This is a genomic window from Streptomyces sp. NPDC093261 (assembly GCF_044753645.1).
GTDB lineage: Bacteria > Actinomycetota > Actinomycetes > Streptomycetales > Streptomycetaceae > Streptomyces.
On record NZ_JBIVNO010000026.1, the window covers coordinates 25,749 to 43,550 of the forward strand.

The window sequence follows — 17,802 nt, forward strand, 5'->3', positions numbered from 1 at the left end:
CGCCGGAGGCGTACCGGTTCCGGGGCGAGGAGTCGCTGGAGTACGACCAGGTACGGTGTACGTCGGCGTGTACCGCAGCAGCATGATGAGGTACACGCCAACCTGCCCCCGGAGTACGGCGCAGTCGCTCCTTACCTGGGATGAGAATGCCCGCACGTGGCCGTGCATGATGCCCCACCTCGGCCGCCCGAGCAGCGGCACCCAGGCATCCGAGCTCCGGGAGGGCGTGCTCTGCTGCTGGTTGCTGCTCTTGGCCGATAGCCGGCAGGCCTATCGCTGTCCCCGCGGCAAAGGCGTCACTGCCTGCTTTGAGTCCCCACGACCGCGCGGCCCGACGTAAACGGCCGTGGGTGAAGCCGGGGGCGGGAACGCGGCAGGAGGTGGCGCGGTTCCTTCACGCATGCCCGTCCCGCCCCCGACTGCAACACATCTACCCCCTCTCCCCCTTTGAGACTCATTCGGCCGGTCCGTCGCGCTCCGTACGCCTGCTCGTCAGGGCATGCTGGTAGGGCCCGGCCGTCATGACGGCCGGGCCCTACCGGTGGGTGCGCGGATATCAGGTCAGGTCAGGTCAGGTCAGGTCACCATCGGTACCAGCGGCCGCGGCCGCCGCCGGCGGTGGTGGAGCGCATGACGAAGCCGAGCAGCCACAGCACCAGGACGGCGACCGCGACCCACCAAAGGATCTTGATGGCGAAGCCGGCGCCGAAAAGGATGAGCGCCAGAAGCAGAACAAGCAGCAGGGGAACCATAGTTATCAACCTCCTGAGCCGCCGTGTGCCCCCTGATTCTGCCTTCATTCCCAGACAGCGCCTTGTTTGTGCGGGGAAAGCCGGGGCACGAGGGGACTACCGCGCAAGCGGCACCCACGCTATGAGGAGGCGCATTCCATGACTGCCGGCGAGAAGGCCAAGGCGAAGACCGAGCAGGCCAAGGGTAAGGCCAAGGAGGCCGCGGGAAGCACCCTCGGAAACGACCGCATGGCCGCCGAGGGACAGGCGGAAAAGAGCACGGGCGACGCCCGTGAGGCCAAGGAAAAGGCCAAGGACGTTTTCAAGCACTGAGTAGCCTCTCAATGTGAAAAGGGCCTCCCTGAGCGCGAGCCAGGGAGGCCCTTTCCTCATCGCGAAGGAGCATCCCCAAGAGCGCGCAGACTCGCAGCTCAGCCCATTCTGAAACGATCAGTGAACGGCCGATGACGCGGCGCTTACTCCCCCTCCTGACCCCCGGTGCCTGCGCTGTCCACGAATCGGCCGCGATGCGTTCGTGCGAGGTCGAGCCGAGGAACCGCGATGAAAGACGACGAGGCCGTCCGAGCCGACCTGGGCCTGGACCAGCTCGGTCAGCGCGGGGTGTGACACCGTGCAGCCGACGGCCAACGGTCAGCCGGGGCATTGCCCGGGTACGCTCACGGCCGCCACCGAACGCACCCGTCGTCGCCGTCGGCCGGCGGTCACCGGCAACCTGACCTGGGAGATCCTGCACGGCTGCCGTCTGAGGGGCGACGGCGTTCACCCGGCGATGCTCGGCATCGCCCGACCTCACGACCTCGCCCTCACGGGATGACTCCCGCCCCATACGGGACCACCTTTGAGAGAGGCACAAGGGAGACGGCTCTCCCCACATTGCCGTCCGGGAAGATGCTCAGTCGAGACAGAACTCGTTGCCCTCGATGTCCTGCATCACGATGCACGACTCGTTGTTGCCATCGGCAAGCAGCAGTCGCACGCGGACCGCGCCGAGCGCGACCAGTCGTGCGCACTCGGCCTCAAGCGTGGCCAGGCGCTCTTCACCCACGAGCCCGGTGCCGACCCGCACGCAAAGATGCAGCCGATTCTTGACGACCTTGCTCTCGGGAACGCGCTGAAAGAACAGTCGCGGGCCCACACCTGAGGGATCAATGCAGGCGAAGCGTGAACCCTGATCCTCAGGCGGCTGCGAGCGATCGAAGTGGTCCCACGTGCCAAACCCCTCCGGTGGCGGCGGTACGACGTACCCCAATACCTCGCACCAAAAACGAGCGACGCGCTCAGGTTCCGCGCAGTCGAAGGTGACTTGGAACTGCTTGATCGATGACATCGGCGCACCATAGCAGGGGGACTCCGTTGCTCATCTCCCGGTCGCCATAGGCTGGTTGACGGGGGGTCGCCCTTGAGAGCCACTGCTGTGTCGTAAACCCGCAGGCCCTTGGCCACCTTGGACATCAAGTGACCAAACCGAACAGCCCGCGAGAACGACGCAGCCCCTGGCGGCGCAGCCCACCGGAGGGGTCCAGGATCCCCTCCCGACCGACCCTCCTCATGCCAAAGATCAGTCACGGGACGGCCCTGATCTCGCCTCGCGCCCCGAACTCGTCCAGCACCAGGCGCTCGACTCTCAACACGCGGCCGGACCACACGTACTGCCGAACGAGATGGCCTCTACGGCGACGGGTCAGGCGGCCGAGGTGATCGCTCGGGTGACGGCCAGGATTCCTGGGGAAGGTCGGCCGGGAAGCCGCGCCGCCAGAATGCGGCGGACCTCGGAGGGCACGCCGTCGACGTGCAGCAGACTCACGCCTGGCGGCAGCACTGTCGACATGCGGGATGGGACAGTTGTCACGCCGAAACCGCCGGCGACCAGCTCCAGTTTCGTCAGCCAGTCGCGCGCGGTGTGGACTATGCGCGGCCGCCCGGGAAGGCCGGGCCAGACGCCCAGCAGGGGCTCGGAGTTCGACGACGGGGTCGCGATCCAGGGGGCGTCGACAAGCTCGTCGACGTGCACGGAGGTGCGGCCGGCGAACACGCCGGTGGCCGACACTCCCACGAGCAGTTCGGTGTCCTCGACGGTGTCGATGTGCAGCCGGGGCGACTCGCCGTCCGACGGCCGGTGCGGCGGGCGGGACGTCAGCACGGCGATGTCGATCGAGCCCGCCCGCAGAGCCCGGATCAGACCGGGCGTGGTGCCCTCACGCGTCGTCACCGTGACCTGCGGGCTGGCCTCTGCGAGCCGCGTGAGGGCGGTGGGCAGGATCACTGCCCCGGCGCTCAGGAACAACCCGACCCGCACCAGTTCGCTCTGCGAGGCGGAGCCGGTGAGGTCGCGCTCGGCCGCCGAGACGGAGTCCAGGATCGTGCGGGCGTGCCGCAGCAGGGTCAGGCCGGCGGACGTGAGCCGCACCCCGTCGGGACGGCGCTCGAACAGGACGGCGCCCGCGCTGCGTTCGAGGGCTGCCGCCTGGCGTGAGACCGCCGACTGGGTGTAGCCGAGCCGGGAGGCCGCCGCGGTGAAGCTCCCCGACTCGGCGACCTGCCGCAGAACCCGTAGAGCCGTACTGGAGAAGTCCATGCGCACTACGCATACCACAGATGTCAGATCGTCGCTTGGCGCATGCCGTCCGCGCTCCTAGCCTCGGTACGAGCGATCAAGGAGGTCAGCAGATGTGAGCAGCAGCCCTGACGAAGTTCGGTGCCCCGCTCACCGTGCGGGAGATACCCGATCCCGGGGCGAGCGGCGGCGAGGTGGTGGTCGAGGTCCTGGCGACCTGTGTCCCGCCGTACGCCGAAGAGGTCTTCAGCGGCCGGCGGAATTACCCGCTCGAACTCCCGGTGGTTCCCGGTCCCGGCGGCGTGGGACGGGTCGTCGGCGTCGGACCGGACGCCACCCGGCTGCGCGTCGGCGACCCGGTGTGGTGCGACTGCACCGTCCGTTCCCGCGATGACGCGCTGACCCCCGACATCACGCTGCAGGGCTGGAGCTCCCGCGGCGACGGCGGCGCCAGGCTCGCCCGGCACCTGCACGACGGGGCATTCGCCGAACTCATGCGGGTGCCGACGGAGAACGTCTACCCCCTGCCCGCGGAGGCGGGGCACAACCCAGCGCGCTGGTCCTCGCTCGGCGTGTACGCCATCCCCTACGGCGGACTGCTGGCGGGCGGGCTCGAAGCCGGCGAGACGCTCCTCGTCAGCGGGGCCACCGGTAACCTCGGCGGCGCCGCCGTCGCCGTCGCGCTGGCCATGGGGGCGGGCCAGGTGATCGCGCCGGGCCGCAACCGCGCCGCGCTCGACCTGCTCGTCGACCGGTTCGGCCGACGCGTGCGCCCCGTGACACTGACCGGGGACGAGGCCGCCGACCGCACGGCCATGTCCGCCGCGGCTGATGGTCCGATCGACATGGTGATCGACCTGCTACCGCCCGCCGCACCCAGCTCGGCGTCGCGTGCGGCGGCCATGACCGTCCGCGAGTACGGCCGTGTCGTCCTCATGGGCGGTGTCGGCATGCTCGGCGGCGCGGACCTCGCGCTCCCCTATCCGTGGATCATGCGTAACTCGGTCACCGTGCGCGGACAGTGGATGTACCCTCGCGCCGCAAACGTCGGCATGATCCGGCTCATCGCGTCAGGTGCGCTCGATCTCGATCTCGAGCGGGTTCGGACCTTCCGTCTCGACGCCGTCGACGAAGCCGTTGAGTACGCCGCGCACGGCGGGCCCTTCGAGCGCACCATCCTCACCCCGCCCGCCGGCTGACAAGGTCGACCATGGAGGCCCTGGCCTCAATTCAAGTCCCACGAGCCGCAGCCGGGCCCCGGCGATCACCTGCCGGCGATCCCGCCACGGTCACCCCCGGCCATCGGCACCCGACTGCAGCCGGGCCGTCTGCTGCCACGCCGCATCTCCGTCGCCTCACCCCGGCCCACCACAAGATCAATTGCCGGACACCGCCGAGTTGCCACCTGAATGATCAATTCCAAGGCTTGGCCAAACGCCTGTGGCCGGTGCCCCTGCCTCGGGCCGGCTCACCCGGTGATAGGCCAGCCGACGACCTGGTCGAGCTGGAGATCGCGGAGGACAGCGTTGTCCAGCTTGATGCCGGTGGCGTCGGTCAGTCCATGGGGTGGGGTGCCGGTGAGGACCTGGCCGATTCGGGCGCCGGTCAGATCCGCTGCCCGGAGGTCGGCGCCGCTCAGATCGCAGCCCGCCAGAGTGACTCCCCTCATGGAGGCACCGCGCAGATCAGCCCCGCCGAGATCGCACAGTTTGAAGTGGCAGCCGTCGAGGGTCGCTTGGCGGAGATCGGCGCCGCGGAATGTGCACCTCATGAACCACAGCGGCTCCAGGCGCAGCGAAGCGAGATCCGCGCCGGCGAAGGACTCCCGATGGACAGTCGCGTGCTGACGACGGGATGCGAGGCCGTCCTTCACTCTTATCAGTCGGTCCATGCCGGACATCGTGCCAGCTCCGGAGGAGGGGGGTCGTCGCCGAGCGGCCGGCGCGGGGAGACCCGAACGGTCTCGCAACCTGCATGTGGGAGAACCGGCAAGCCGGCCCGGATCCGGCGGCATCGCGTGGTCATACGAGTGCCGCGCCGACCGGCGGTGTCGTCCGCCGGCCGGCGCGGGCCATTGCTCAGGAACGGTGCTCTACGGCACGAGCACGATCTTTCCACGTGTGTGACGCCGCATCAGGTCGCGGTAGGCGGCGCGGACCTCGGAGAGCGGGTAGCTGGCGGCGATCGGGACTTCGAGGTCGCCGGTCGTGACCAGCTTGACGAGCTCCGCCAGCACAACGGCGTTGGCCGAGCCGCTCATGCCCTCGCTCTTGACGCCGGTCCGGGACGCGCCGGCGAAGTCGATGATCGTGTTGATCCGGTCTTTGGCGACGCCGAGTTCGAGTGCCAGGTCGACATACCCGTCGCCGAAGGTGTCGACGAACGCGTTGACACCTTCGGGCGCGGCCGTGCGGATCCGTTCGAGCACGCCGTCGCCGTAGGCCACCGGGATCACGCCGCGCTCGCGCAGCCAGGCGTGGTGGGTCTCGCCGGCCAGCCCGATGACGGTGGCCCCGGCGCGACGCAGCAACTGGACCGTCAGCGAGCCCACCCCGCCGGCGGCGCCGGAGACGACGACCGTGTCGCCCGCACCGGCCCCGACGGCGCGTACGTTCGAGTACGCCGTGGTTCCGGCGACGAACAGCGAGCCGCCGACCTGCCACGGCACGGCGGGATCGCGCGGCACGAGGTTACCGGACGGGACGGCGACCAGCTCGGCGTGACTGGCGCGGGTGTCCACCCAGCCGATCACTTCGTCGCCGACCGACCAGTTGTGCACCGCGGAGCCGGTCTCCTCCACCACGCCGGCCAGGTCGCTGCCCTGACCGGACGGGAATGTCGCGGGCCAGCGGTCATGCAGAGCGCCGGACCGGATCGCGTTCTCGCCGGGGTTGATCCCGGCGGCCCGCACGCGCACCAGCACCTCGTCGGCAGCGGGCTGCGGCCGGGGCACGTCACGGACCTCCAGCACGTCGATGTCGCCGTACTCGTCGAACTGCACTGCCTGGGGCATGTTGCCCCTCCCTTCGAATGTTCTTCTCCCTCCCCAGCAGACAACCAGCCCACAGAGATCTGATCCATGCTGGATCCGCGCGAAGAAATATGCGAGCGTCTCATGGCATGGACGTCCTGACCGATCTCCTGCAGCGCTCACGTGCGCGCGGCGCCGCGTTCTCACACTCGACGGCTCGCGGCGAGTGGGGGGTGCGCTTCCCGGCCGGCGCCAAACTGGCGATCCACGGCATCCTCGGCGGCGAGGCGTTCATATGGACCGACGACGCCGGCCGGTCCCGCCGCGTGCTGCCCGGCGACATCATCCTGGTCCGCGGGCCCTCCGAGCAGTTCATGGCTCATGCGCCGGGCGCCGACGTGATCCCGTTCGTCGGCCATCCCTCCTCCGGCCCGCCAGGCGGCGCGCGGCGGATGGTGTTCGGCAGCGGGGCCGGCGATCCGACCACGTTCTTCTGCGGGGCGTACACGTTCGAGGGGGACCTGTGCTCGGGGCTGCTCGCCGGGCTGCCGGACCTGACCGTGGTTCGCTCGCGCGCCGGGTCGAGCCTGCGCGCGAGCCTCGACCTGTTCGCAGGCGAGCTGCCCCGCGAAGCTCCCGGGCAGCAGGCCCTGCTGGACAGCCTGCTCGACGTGATCCTGGTGCAGGCGTTGCGGGAACAGCTCGCCGCCGATGTGGCGGCCGCACCGGCCTGGTTCCGCGCAATGGACGATCCGGCCGTCGGGGCCGCGCTGCGCGCCGTCCACGCGAGCCCGGACCGCGCCTGGACGGTCGCCGACTTGGCCGACGAAGCGTCGGTGTCGCGTGCGACGTTCGCGCGCCGGTTCACCACGCTGCTCGGCGTGGCCCCGCTGACCTACGTCAGCGACTGGCGAATGGCCCTGGCGCGGGAGCAGTTGCGCGACGGCGACGCCGGCCTGGCCGCGGTCGCGCGCTCCCTGGGATACGCGTCGGAGTTCTCCTTCGCCGCTGCCTTCAAACGCCACCACGGCATCCCACCCGGCCGCTGGCGGACCGCGGCGACCTCGAAGTGAACCGCACCCGGCCGGCACTCGGCCCGTAAGCCCGTCGTCGGGCACCGAGGCCACCGCCGTCATCGGCGACGTCCAGGACCACGATGCCAGCGCCGCCGGTCTCCGGGCAGGGTGCGCACGAGCCGGCTGCACGAGCTACGCGAAACCCTGCGCGTCTACCTCGCCGAAGAACGCAGCCTGCGCACCGCCGCGGAACTCCTGCACGTCGCCCGAAACACCGTCACCTACCGCGTCGAGCGCGCGGAAGAACTGCTCCCCACGACCACCACAGCGGGCAGCTCCCTGGAACTGCGCGCAGCGCTCGAAATCGCATGGGCTGCCTCGGCAAACGCCACACCGGGCAGCGGCTACTGAGGTTTTCGTGCGGGGTGACGTCATGGCAGGGCTGGAATGAGTCCGCTCTCGGCGATGAAGCCGTCGAGCAGGCCGGGGGGTACTGCACGCCTTTGACACGGGTGCGGGCCAGTGGGCGAGTTCGTCCATGCTGCACGGGACGAGGTTGGCCCGCCTCGTTCCTGCGACCGAAGGTTGGTTGAGCGACACAAGGTGCGGCGCTGCTGCCCACTCCTCAAGCCGAGAGCGCCGGTTCCTGCCAGTCCGGATCATGCGCGCAGGCGGCCGCCAACTCGTCCAGCGACACGTGCAGCGCGGCGGCCAGGGCCGCAACGGTGAAGAAGGCGGGGGTCGGGGCCCGGCCGGTTTCGATCTTGCGCAGCGTCTCCGCGGAAACCCCCGCCGCGGCCGCAACCTCCGCCATGCTGCGGCTGCCGCGCGCTCGACGCAGCAGCGCGCCGAACCGCTCGCCGCGTTCCCGTTCCCACGGTGTCAGAGGAGTCCTCACCATGACCGTGATACTAATACCGGTATAAGTATTGGGTCGACGCGCTGCGGGGAGTCAGGCACATGGTGGAGATCAAGACCGATGCCGCATTGGACGCGATGAGGGAAGCCGGACGGGTCGTGGCCCGCGCCTTGGCCGCAGTCCGAGAAGCAGCCGGCGTGGGGGTGTCCCTGCAAGAACTGGACGAAGCGGCCCGGTCAGTTCTGGCCGAGGCCGGAGCCGTCTCCCCATTCCTGGGATACCGGCCGTCCTTCGCCCCGGTCGCTTTCCCGGCCGTGATCTGCACGTCCGTCAACGACGCCGTCTCGCACGGCATCCCCACGGGCTACCGGCTGCGCGACGGCGACCTGGTGAGCATCGACTGCGGCGCCGAGCTCGACGGCTGGACGGGCGACGCGGCCATCACCTTCACCGTCGGAACGCCACGCCCCGGCGACCTCGATCTGATCGACGCCACCCAGCAAGCCCTCGACGCCGGCATTGCCGCCGCCCAGGTGGGCGGTCGCATCGGCGACATCTCCCACGCCGTCGACACCGTCGCCCGCAAGGCGGGCTGCGGCATGCCCGCCGACTTCGGCGGCCACGGCATCGGCCGCCGCATGCACGAAGACCCTCATGTCCCCAACCGGGGCCGCCCCGGCCGTGGCTTCCCCCTCCGCCACGGCCTGGTTCTCGCCATCGAACCCATGTTCATGGCCGGCGGGCAGAACACCTACCGCACCGATATCGACGGCTGGACCCTGCGCACCACCGACGGCAGCAGGGCCGCCCACATCGAGCACACCGTCGCCATCACCGACCAGGGCCCCCGCATCCTGACCCTGCCCTGACGTTCTCCCAGACGCTGCCGGATCCGGGACCGGACCGATCGATGCCCGACGGCATGCCCCATCCGTTGCGCTCGCGTCGCGCAGTGGTCGCATCCCGCCGGCCAGGCGGGGGCGGCAACACCGGTCCAGCGCGAGGACGCTGCCCGGCGCCAGGTCGACCGTCGTGGGCTCGTACGACATGCCGCCAATGGCCAGTGGCGGCCCCGGGCAGATCTCGACGGCCTCGGCGGTTCCGTCGGGCCGGACCAGGACGGGTGGTGGATGTCCGGCACTGGACATGGTGCAGCGCTGCACGATCGGCAGCTTGGCCCACCCTCAGGGCCGAAGCGTCGTTCGTCGGCTGCCGGGATCAGTCGCACCGGAGGCGAACGGGCCTCCCAGCCCGATGTCGTGCCCCTGCCGGACTCATCGCCTCCCCCGGCGTGCAGCCGTTTCCGGGCGCCGCGGCGATCCGGCGTTCCTCCTGGCTGGGCGTGCCGTCTTCCTCTTCCCGCACCCACCGACGCCTGAGCCGCCAGGCCCGGGCGCGTCTACGTCCGCGACCGTCAGGCGCCGCGGTCACCCGGGCCGACAACTTTCCTCTTCTTGACAATTATTTTTGTCGGTACCATCCTGGAGCGGTGCTGGACGTCGCTGTGATCGGGCGCACGGCCGCACCGTCGGGCCCCCGGATCCGCAGTGCCCCAGAACCGCCGGACCGCCGCAGTCACACAACACACAACCAAGACACCGAGGAATCACTCTCATGCGTACGGTGATCAGCACGGCCTTCGTCTCGCTCGACGGCGTCATGGAGGGACCGGGCGGCGAACCCGGCTACCGCAACTCCGGATGGACCTTCAAGGAGGTCGAGTTCGTCCCCGAGGCGTACGAGATCAAGGCGCGGGAACAGCAGGAGTCCACCGCGATCCTGATGGGCCGGATCAGCTACGAGGCGTTCAGCCCTGTGTGGCCGGACATGGCGGAGTTCGCGCACTACAAGACGATGCCGAAGTACGTCGTCTCCACCACCCTCACCGAGGACAAGCTGGTCTCCAACTGGGGCGAGACCACCATCCTGCGCTCCCTCGACGACGTCGCGACCCTCAAGCAGACCGACGGCGGCCCGATCATCGTCCACGGCAGCGCCCGGCTGAACCATGCCCTTTCCGACGCCGACCTGATCGACCGCTACCACCTCCTCGTCTTCCCCCTGCTGCTCGGCGCCGGCAAGCGTCTGTTCAGCACCGCGGACAAGGACACCCAGAAGCTGAAGCTCGTCGAGCACGAGGTCTACAGCAACGGCCTGCAGAAGCAGGTCCTCGACGTCATCCACTGACCAGCCCCCGGCACCCCGCTACCGCCATCAGCACACGGGAGAACGGGATGCCGGCCCTGGATACCGATACACATCCGGATCCTGGGGCGCGGTGCCTGCACTGATCGGGTACCGACCGCGACCTCCATTCCGCACACAGCCCCGTCATACCTTGCAGGGCAGTACCCGCACTTCTCACAGTGGGCGCGTCGATGCCGGAGGAGACGAACACCTTGGCGGCGGCAGGCAGCGTCTGCCGGTTGCACGTGGCATCGGTTCGCTTGCTTCGGTCCGGCACCTCCGCGGACTGACCCATGCCGGGCGCGACGCTCTCCTTCCGGCGCCGATTGACAAGCGGAACACCGCTCCGTATCTTAAGTGGAACAACGCTCCGCTTATCGGCCCGGCTGAAACCGGATGCTCCTGAGCGCCTTCCCCCGCCGGCCGAATCAGACCGGCAGCAGAGGCCATCGAAGGGACGTACGCATCATGAGTGAATCGATCTCCACATCCGACGTCTTCGGCTCCCCCGCTCCCGTCCTCTCGTTCAGCCCAGTGGTGCTGCCCGTGCCCGGACGTCCGGTGGACCTTCAGGCGCGCGTCTCCGCACCCCTGACCGGAACCGGACTGCCCGTCATACTCCTCTCCCACGGCCACGGTCCCTCGAACAACCTCTCCTCTCTGAACGGCTACGCGCCGCTCGCCAACTTCTGGGCGGCACACGGCTTTGTCGTCATCCAGCCCACCCACCTCAGCTCCAGGACACTCAGCCACCTGCACACCGACAGCCCCGCGGCATCCCTGTCCTGGCGCTCACGCGCCGAGGACATGCGGCACATCCTCGACCGGCTCGGCGTAATCGAGGCCGCCGTCCCGCAGCTCGCCGGGCGCGTGGACCACAGCAAGATCGCCGTTGCGGGACACTCACTCGGCGGCCACACCGCCAGCCTCCTGCTGGGCGCGCGGCTCACCGACCCCGACGACGGAGAGGAAGTCAACCTCATCGAGCCCCGCATCAAGACGGGTGTGCTGCTGGCCGCACCCGGCAGGGGCGGCGATGCCCTGAACGGGCCGTGGGCCGAGAACGTGCCGTTCTTCCGGACCACGGACTTCTCCACGATGACCACACCCGCGCTGATCGTCGCCGGCGACAAGGACGACTCCCGGCACTTCACGGACATGGGTCCGAAGTGGCACACCGACCCCTACACTCTCGCCCCCGGCCCCAAGGCCCTGCTCACCCTGTTCGACGCGGAGCACGGACTCGGCGGGATCTCCGGATACGACGTCGCCGAGACCACCGACGAGAACCCTGAGCGGGTGGCCGCGGTGGGGCGGCTCACCTGGGCCTACCTCCGCACTCGCCTCTACCCCGGAGATTCCGCCTGGCGGACAGTGTGTGACGCGCTGACGGTCGGCCCCAACCCGGTCGGACGAGTCGAGACCAAGTAGCCGAACAGGCACCGTCACCGCCGCGGGTACGTCAGCCGAGCGGCACGACCAGCAGCGGTACTCGACGTACGTCGCTCAGGGGCACGTGAGGCCCGCCAGAGCGCAGATGGCACGCATGGCGATCAGACCATCGGCCTCACCGGGCTCGAAGTCCTCCATCTCGACGGTGCCGGCAGCCTCGAATGCCGCACGCAGTTCGGCAGGCATGCCGAGAAGGTCCTCCTCCAGAAGGAGGTCGTCGACGTTGAGCCACTCGACCTGCTCGCCGTCGATTGCATAGGTGAGACCGGCGTCCCCGTTGATGGTGTACACGCTCGTGGCCGCCGTCCGCCCACCGGCGGACAGTGCCTTCGTCGCCGCGTCGTCGTAGGTGAACCCGGAGTCTTCGTAGACGAAGGTCCACTCGCCGATGCGTCCCGACACGAGCGCGGCAGAGGTTCCCGGCTCGATGCCAAGAGCCGCGCAGGGCAGTGACGTCCACTCATCAGGCTTGCCGTCAGGCAGCTCGCAGGGTTGGATCAACCCCGGCTTGGCGCCAAGTGCTTCCAGCGCTTCCGCCGGTTCGATGCCGCGCACGACATGCAGGATGTGGTTCGGATCGCCGGCGGCCAGATCGCTGATCCATATGGGCGTTCCTTGTGAATCAAGCGTGCTCGGCGGAAAACCAGGCGTAGGCATCATCGACCTCTTTGGCTACCGGCGCGTGCGGTGTCCCCGGCAGCGGTGCCACCGGGGATGTCGCGGAGATGCTGCGCCAGGCAAGCCCCAAGCGGGGGAACAACATGACGCGGTCACCGTAGCCACCTCCCACACCATCTCGCCACATCGAGCCCTGGTTCCTCGTCGTCATGGTCAAGCGGGGTGGTTCGCCCTGCATGCTGGGAGGCCCGGCCGTCATGGCGGCCGGGCCTCCCAGAGGGCACAGGGGCGCGGGGTCAGGTCACCATCGGTACCAGCGGCCGCGGCCGCCGCCGGCGCTGGTGGAGCGCATGACGAAGCCGAGCAGCCACAGCACCAGGACGGCGACCGCGACCCACCACAGAATCTTGAGGGCGAAACCGGCGCCGAAAAGGATGAGTGCCAGAAGAAGAACGAGCAGCAGGGGAACCATAGTCATCAACCTCCTGACCCGCCGTCTGCCCCGCACTTCCTCGTTCACTCCCCGGCTGTTGCCTTGTTTGTCCGGGGAAAGCCGGGGCACGAGTGGCTACCGCGAAAGCGGCGCCCACGTTGTGAGGAGGCGCATTCCATGACGGCCGGCGAGTAGGCGAAGGCGAATACCGAACGGGCCGGGGCAAGGTCAAGGAGGTTGCGGGTAACGCCGTTGGCAACGACCGCATGGCTGCCGAAGGGCAGGCGGAGAAGAGCACGGGCGATGCCCGCAAAGCCAAGGAAAAGGCCAAGGACGCGCTCGAGCACTGACGTCGCTCCCTCCCCTCTCTTCGAAGGGCCTTCTCGCGCATGACGCGGGAAGGCCCTTCGACGTGGACCAGATCCTCAGGCGGGGAAGTCGTCAGCAGTCGCCGTTTCCCAGCACGCCTTTGACTGCTTGCGTGCCGCTGCGCCAGCGACGTGTCAGTACTGGGTGGCGGTATCGCTGTCGGGGTGGATGGGGAAGATCTGGTCGAGGCCGACGATGCGCAGGATGCGCAGAGTATGGGCGGGTACGGCTGCGAGCGCGATGTCCGCCCGGGCGGCGTGAGCGTGGTTGTGGGCGGCGATCAGAGCGGTGATGCCGCTGGAGTCGCAGAACTCCATGCCGCTCAGGTCCAGGACGAGGCGCTGACCCGGTCGGAGGTCGATCGTGGGGATCAGTTCACGCAGTTCGGTGGCGCTGGCGTAGTCGAGCTCGCCGAAGATTTCCACAACGGGACCGGTGGCAGCGTCTCGGGCGGTGATCTTCAGTGGGCTCATCGGCTGTTTCTCGTCTGGAGGTCGGGGGCCGGCACGCCAAGGGCGAGCAGGGCGGTGTCGTCGTCGAGGCCGTCGCCGAAACTGTTCAGCAGGCCGGTGAGGGCCTCGATCAGGGCAGACGCAGGCTTGCCGGCATGGCCGGCGGCGAATGTGAGCAGGGCCTCGTCCCCGTACAGGCTGGTGCGGTCTTCGCCGGTGCGGGCCTCGGTGATGCCGTCGGTGTAAACCAGAACGCTGTCGCCGGGGGCGAGGGCGGTTGTGGCGGTGGCGAAGCGTGCGGAGGGCAGGACGCCGACAAGGAGGCCACCGGAAGTGGGCAGGAAGCCGGCGGTGCCGTCGGCACGCACAACGATGACCGGAGGGTGACCGCCTGAGGCGAGACGGAGGCCGACCTGCCCGGTCTCGGGGTCGGGTTCGAGGATGCCGAAGATGGCGGTGCAGTAACGCGGATCTCCGCTGGCGGCGTAGCGCTCGTGGAGCGCCTTGTTGAGGGTGGTCAGCGCGGAGACGGGATCGGGGTCGTGCAGGGCGGCGGCGCGCAGGGTGTATCGGGTGAGTGAGGTGACCGCGGCGGCCTGGGGGCCCTTGCCGCACACATCACCGAGGAAGAATCCGAAGCGTTCGCCGTCGATGGAAAAGACGTCGTAGAAGTCGCCGCCCAGCCGGTCGGGGTCGGCGGTGTGGTAGTAGGCGGCCGTCTCCACGCCGGGTATCGGCGGCAGAGTGTCGGGCAGCAGCGACTGCTGGAGCACGGCGAGGGCGTCCTGCAGCCGGGCCCGGTCCGCCTCCGCCTGCTTGCGTGCCTCTTCGGCCGCCTTCCGGCCGCGCAGGAGTTCCTCTTCGTACGCGCGGCGGTCCCGGGCGTCGAAGAAGGTGGTGCGAGTCAGCTGGGGCTCGCCGGTACTGCCGTGCTTGACCACGGAGGAGACCAGCACCGGCATCCGGCCGCCGCCGGTCTGCTTGATATCCAGGGCGATGCCGCTGATCTCGCCCTGCATGCGCAGCAGCGGCGCGAAGTGGGTCTCGTGGTACAGCTTGCCGCCCACGGTCAGCAGGTCGCTGAACCGCATCCGGCCCACCACCGCCTCACGCTCCAGACCGAGCCAGTTCAGCAGCGTGGCATTGATCTTCGCGATGGTGCCGTCCATGAGCGTGGACAGGTAGCCGCACGGCGCGCTCTCGTACAGCTCCTCCGCGCTGTCCTCCAGCAGAGTGGCAAACGCCGCGCTGGAGATTCTGTCGTCGTCGGCCTTGTACGGATCGGACTGCTGCCCGGCGCGGCACATCATCGCGAGTCCGCCAGGAAGCTCAGTATCGCCTCATTGGTGGCTTCGGGGGCGGACAGGTGCGGGCAGTGTCCGGTCGCGTCCAGAGTGACCAGTGTCGAGCCGGGGATCGCCTGGTGGACGAAGGCGCCGACCTCCCGAGGGGCGATGACGTCCTGGGTGCACTCCAGCACGAGGGTCGGCACCCTCACGCTCTTCAGGTCGTCCCGCGAATCCGACAGGAACGTGGTCCGGGCGAAGACACGGGCCATGTCCGGATCCGTGGCACAGAAGCTGTTCTTCAGTTCCTCGCCGAGTTCGGGGCGCTCCGCGTTCCCCATGATCACCGGCGCCATCGCCGCCGACCATCCCAGATAGTTCGACTCAAGCGACGCCAGAAGCTCATCGATGTCTTCGGCGCTGAAGCCGCCTCGGTAGCCGTCGTCGTCGATGTACCGCGGAGAAGGGGCGACCATCACCAGCGCCCCGATCCGCTCCGGAGCCATGTCGGCGGCCAGCACGCCGATCATCGCGCTGACCGAGTGGCCCACGAACACCGCGTCGCGCACGTCGAGCGCCTCGCATACCTCGACCGCGTCCCGGGCGTACCCGTCCAAGGAGGCGTAACGGTCCTCCGAGAACGCGGCCGCATCCGAGCGGCCCGCACCGACGTAGTCGAAGAGGACCACCCGGTAGTCCTCGACCAGGGCAGGCAGCGTCAGCCGCCACATGTTCTGATCGCAGCCGAAACCATGAGCCAGCACCACCGTCCGCCCCTGAGGGTTGCCGGTGACGGTGACATTGTTCCTGCGAGCGATATCCATACCCGGCAGTCTCTCAGGCCCCGCCCAGTGTTCCGAGCCAGACCCTAATCCTCCACAACCTTCACAAACCGGCTTGCGGTGGAGAGGAACCTGCCGCCAGTTCCAGCACGCGCCAGGTGCGCGTTGTCCCGCGGCCTGCGGGCGCCGGGTGGAGCTACGGAGCGGGCGTCCGGGGCGAGTCGGCGCACGGGCGCCCCGGCTTCAGGAACCTCGAACCACCTGCGGCAGACCTTGGCAGGCCAGAGCCTCATCTCAGGCTCAGCGGCTCGCGCTCCGCCAGGCGATGAGGACAGCGATGTCGTCGTCGAGCTCGCCGCCGCTGTAGGCGATCAGGTCGCGGTGGATATGGTCGAGGAGCTGATGCGGCGCCTCGCCGCTCCACGAGCGGATACGTTCGGCGAGGGGGTAGAAGGCACCGGAGCGGTCGCGGGTCTCAGTGACTCCGTCGGTGTACAGCAGGAGCTGGTCTGCAGGGTGGAAGGGGGCGAGGTCGACATGGTACCCGTCGCTCACCAGCATGCCCAGGTTGAGCGGCGGCGACGGAGCGGCGGGTCGCAGCTCCCGGACCTCGCCGCCGTGCAGCAGCAACGGGGGCGGGTGGCCGCAGGTGACGGTCCGCACGACCGGTTCATCGTCCGGGATCTCGGCGAGGAGAGCGGTGATGAACCGTTCAGCGATCTCCGAGCCAGGGACCCCCGGGTACTGGGAAGCGTGGCGGCTCATGCTCGTCTCCAGGCGGCACGCGAGGTGAGGTAGGTCGGGCGCGTCGTGGGCGGCCTCACGGAAGGCACTGAGCAGCGTCGCGGCCGTCTGGATCGCGAGCAGGCCCTTGCCGCGCACGTCGCCGATGAGCAGCCGTACGCCATGCGGGGTGCGTATCGCCTCGTACAGGTCGCCGCCGATCCGTGCTTCCGCCGCGGCAGCCAGGTACAGGCCCTCCAGCCTGACGTGCCCGAGGTGTCGCGGTACCGGATGCAGCACCGCCAGCTGGGCGGCCTCGGCCACCGAGCGAACCTGAACCAGCTGGTGAGCGCGCCGGCCGAGCAGACGGTTGAAGAAGACAGCGAATGTCGCAATCGCTGCAAGGGTGGCCAGCTCAGAGTAGGCGGTCACATCCCGCAGCGAACCAAAGTCCACCATCAGACCGACAAAGACGGCGCACGCGCCCACTCCGATGAGCACCGTCCCCCACAGGGGCAGCAACGCGGCGGCAGAAATCATGGCCGTGGCGAGGAAGGCATCCGGCCTGACATCCCGGGGTGTGACCAAGCCGACGAACAGGCCGAGGAACAGCAGCAGAGCAGGCAGCACGGGCAACAACCTGCCCCGCGCACCAGCACTGTGCGTCACTCCGCGTTCCTCAGGAGACCTCGCCACCGTGCCGCTCCCAAGATCGCACAGGCCGTGCCGCTCCAAGATCGCACAGGCCGAGCGGCAGCCCCGGCCCCAAAGCCAGGCCAGCGATCTGGCTAATTTTATCGCCGTTCGCCCACACCCACGAATAACCCGGTGACCGACGGTGACGCGCAGGCATCACCAGCTCACCGCGCCGCCTGCCGGGGCCGCACGATCGCGTTCTGCAAGACCGAGGGACTGCTGCAGCACCTACCGCAAGGGGCGTGCCGCCCAGGTGGAACCCACCCCAACCAACATGACCGCCCCCCACCCCGACACCATCGGCTATGGGCTGAAGGCCAAGGGCGGTTGAGACTTGTCCTCGATCGCCGAGCAGATCATCAAGCGGGCAGGGCGCCGCCCCGTTCGCGACGCTCCCGGTCGAACTCCACGCTGACCTCCCGTGCGCAGGAGGCGACCTGGGTGGGCGCGCGGTGACCCAGCCATGGCCGGGTACACGCGGCGGCGGAGGGGGCGTACGTCAGGCGGGGCAGTGGCCGGCCACGCTGCCGTCCGGCTCGTTCAGGAGCGAAATACGCGCTAATGCGGCTACCGGCCGGCTCGTCCCGATGCGGCGAGACGCAGCGCTGTAGCGGCAGCGTACGGAAGGACAGCGCAGGGCCGCGTGGGGAGC

19 protein-coding genes and 3 pseudogenes are annotated in these 17,802 nt (G+C 69.1%); 9 read left to right on the plus strand and 13 right to left on the minus strand.

The genetic code is table 11. The features are described 5' to 3' along the window. Window positions 1-581: 581 nt before the first annotated feature. Window positions 582-752: a hypothetical protein gene (locus tag ACIP94_RS34420; RefSeq protein ID WP_030648148.1), complete on the minus strand. Its 171-nt coding sequence runs from the start codon at window positions 750-752 to the stop codon at window positions 582-584. Window positions 753-890: 138 nt separating this feature from the next. On the opposite strand from ACIP94_RS34420, the gene ACIP94_RS34425 reads away from it, so the two are divergent. Both ACIP94_RS34425 and ACIP94_RS34430 read left to right on the plus strand, forming a co-directional pair. After that, complete coding sequence (locus tag ACIP94_RS34425; protein WP_402434680.1) at window positions 891-1,064, plus strand: CsbD family protein; 174 nt, start codon at window positions 891-893, stop codon at window positions 1,062-1,064. A 403-nt stretch (window positions 1,065-1,467) separates the two neighbouring features. Continuing rightward, a pseudogene (locus tag ACIP94_RS34430) lies at window positions 1,468-1,566 on the plus strand (IS5/IS1182 family transposase); the annotation flags it as partial. Window positions 1,567-1,644: 78 nt separating this feature from the next. On the opposite strand, the gene ACIP94_RS34435 reads toward ACIP94_RS34430, so the two are convergent. Both ACIP94_RS34435 and ACIP94_RS34440 read right to left on the minus strand, forming a co-directional pair. Beyond that, window positions 1,645-2,079 (minus strand): VOC family protein, encoded by a 435-nt coding sequence (locus ACIP94_RS34435; protein WP_402434684.1) that lies wholly within the window; start codon window positions 2,077-2,079, stop codon window positions 1,645-1,647. Between the two features lie 354 nt (window positions 2,080-2,433). Next, a complete protein-coding gene (locus ACIP94_RS34440) occupies window positions 2,434-3,327 on the minus strand; it encodes a LysR family transcriptional regulator (protein WP_402434687.1) in 894 nt (297 codons plus the stop codon). Window positions 3,328-3,461: 134 nt separating this feature from the next. On the opposite strand from ACIP94_RS34440, the gene ACIP94_RS34445 reads away from it, so the two are divergent. Further along, window positions 3,462-4,505, plus strand: coding sequence for an alcohol dehydrogenase catalytic domain-containing protein (locus ACIP94_RS34445; protein WP_402434690.1), 1,044 nt, complete (start codon window positions 3,462-3,464; stop codon window positions 4,503-4,505). 269 nt (window positions 4,506-4,774) lie between these two features. Here ACIP94_RS34445 and ACIP94_RS34450 read toward each other — a convergent pair whose 3' ends face one another. Both ACIP94_RS34450 and ACIP94_RS34455 read right to left on the minus strand, forming a co-directional pair. Next, the gene (locus ACIP94_RS34450) at window positions 4,775-5,197 is read right to left on the minus strand and encodes a pentapeptide repeat-containing protein (RefSeq protein ID WP_402434693.1); all 423 of its coding nucleotides are present in this window, start codon (window positions 5,195-5,197) and stop codon (window positions 4,775-4,777) included. 201 nt (window positions 5,198-5,398) lie between these two features. Continuing rightward, the gene (locus ACIP94_RS34455) at window positions 5,399-6,319 is read right to left on the minus strand and encodes an NADP-dependent oxidoreductase (protein WP_402434696.1); all 921 of its coding nucleotides are present in this window, start codon (window positions 6,317-6,319) and stop codon (window positions 5,399-5,401) included. A 107-nt stretch (window positions 6,320-6,426) separates the two neighbouring features. On the opposite strand from ACIP94_RS34455, the gene ACIP94_RS34460 reads away from it, so the two are divergent. Continuing rightward, window positions 6,427-7,350 (plus strand): AraC family transcriptional regulator, encoded by a 924-nt coding sequence (locus ACIP94_RS34460; protein WP_402434699.1) that lies wholly within the window; start codon window positions 6,427-6,429, stop codon window positions 7,348-7,350. Between the two features lie 111 nt (window positions 7,351-7,461). Next, a complete protein-coding gene (locus ACIP94_RS34465; RefSeq protein WP_402434701.1) occupies window positions 7,462-7,704 on the plus strand; it encodes a helix-turn-helix domain-containing protein in 243 nt (80 codons plus the stop codon). 214 nt (window positions 7,705-7,918) lie between these two features. Here the strand turns inward: ACIP94_RS34465 and ACIP94_RS34470 are convergent, their stop codons facing one another. Further along, window positions 7,919-8,194, minus strand: coding sequence for a helix-turn-helix domain-containing protein (locus tag ACIP94_RS34470; protein ID WP_402434704.1), 276 nt, complete (start codon window positions 8,192-8,194; stop codon window positions 7,919-7,921). Window positions 8,195-8,253: 59 nt separating this feature from the next. Between ACIP94_RS34470 and map the strand changes: the two genes are divergently transcribed. Continuing rightward, window positions 8,254-9,021, plus strand: coding sequence for a type I methionyl aminopeptidase (gene map, locus ACIP94_RS34475; RefSeq protein ID WP_402434706.1), 768 nt, complete (start codon window positions 8,254-8,256; stop codon window positions 9,019-9,021). A gap of 138 nt (window positions 9,022-9,159) precedes the next feature. Here the strand turns inward: map and ACIP94_RS34480 are convergent. Further along, a pseudogene (locus tag ACIP94_RS34480) lies at window positions 9,160-9,300 on the minus strand (SpoIIE family protein phosphatase); the annotation flags it as partial. A 466-nt stretch (window positions 9,301-9,766) separates the two neighbouring features. On the opposite strand from ACIP94_RS34480, the gene ACIP94_RS34485 reads away from it, so the two are divergent. Together ACIP94_RS34485 and ACIP94_RS34490 are read left to right on the plus strand one after the other, a co-directional pair. Continuing rightward, on the plus strand, window positions 9,767-10,339 hold the full coding sequence (locus ACIP94_RS34485; protein WP_402434709.1) for a dihydrofolate reductase family protein: 573 nt from the start codon (window positions 9,767-9,769) through the stop codon (window positions 10,337-10,339). A 468-nt stretch (window positions 10,340-10,807) separates the two neighbouring features. Next, the gene (locus tag ACIP94_RS34490) at window positions 10,808-11,770 is read left to right on the plus strand and encodes an alpha/beta hydrolase family protein (protein ID WP_402434712.1); all 963 of its coding nucleotides are present in this window, start codon (window positions 10,808-10,810) and stop codon (window positions 11,768-11,770) included. Window positions 11,771-11,845: 75 nt separating this feature from the next. On the opposite strand, the gene ACIP94_RS34495 is transcribed toward ACIP94_RS34490, so the two are convergent. Both ACIP94_RS34495 and ACIP94_RS34500 read right to left on the minus strand, forming a co-directional pair. Next, complete coding sequence (locus ACIP94_RS34495; RefSeq protein ID WP_402434715.1) at window positions 11,846-12,451, minus strand: DUF6461 domain-containing protein; 606 nt, start codon at window positions 12,449-12,451, stop codon at window positions 11,846-11,848. A 259-nt stretch (window positions 12,452-12,710) separates the two neighbouring features. Beyond that, window positions 12,711-12,881, minus strand: coding sequence for a hydrophobic protein (locus tag ACIP94_RS34500; RefSeq protein WP_402434860.1), 171 nt, complete (start codon window positions 12,879-12,881; stop codon window positions 12,711-12,713). Between the two features lie 138 nt (window positions 12,882-13,019). Between ACIP94_RS34500 and ACIP94_RS34505 the strand changes: the two are divergent. Further along, window positions 13,020-13,192 (plus strand): annotated as a pseudogene (locus ACIP94_RS34505) (CsbD family protein). A gap of 153 nt (window positions 13,193-13,345) precedes the next feature. Here the strand turns inward: ACIP94_RS34505 and ACIP94_RS34510 are convergent. From ACIP94_RS34510 to ACIP94_RS34525, 4 genes are all read right to left on the minus strand, one after another. Next, window positions 13,346-13,684, minus strand: a complete 339-nt coding sequence (locus ACIP94_RS34510; RefSeq protein ID WP_402434718.1) for an STAS domain-containing protein — start codon at window positions 13,682-13,684, stop codon at window positions 13,346-13,348. Next, complete coding sequence (locus ACIP94_RS34515) at window positions 13,681-14,970, minus strand: PP2C family protein-serine/threonine phosphatase (RefSeq protein WP_402434862.1); 1,290 nt, start codon at window positions 14,968-14,970, stop codon at window positions 13,681-13,683. The genes ACIP94_RS34510 and ACIP94_RS34515 overlap by 4 nt, the downstream gene beginning before the upstream one ends. Continuing rightward, the gene (locus ACIP94_RS34520; protein ID WP_402434721.1) at window positions 14,970-15,773 is read right to left on the minus strand and encodes an alpha/beta fold hydrolase; all 804 of its coding nucleotides are present in this window, start codon (window positions 15,771-15,773) and stop codon (window positions 14,970-14,972) included. The genes ACIP94_RS34515 and ACIP94_RS34520 overlap by 1 nt, the downstream gene beginning before the upstream one ends. A 258-nt stretch (window positions 15,774-16,031) precedes the next feature. Further along, window positions 16,032-17,189, minus strand: coding sequence for a PP2C family protein-serine/threonine phosphatase (locus tag ACIP94_RS34525; protein WP_402434724.1), 1,158 nt, complete (start codon window positions 17,187-17,189; stop codon window positions 16,032-16,034). Between the last annotated feature and the right edge of the window lie 613 nt (window positions 17,190-17,802).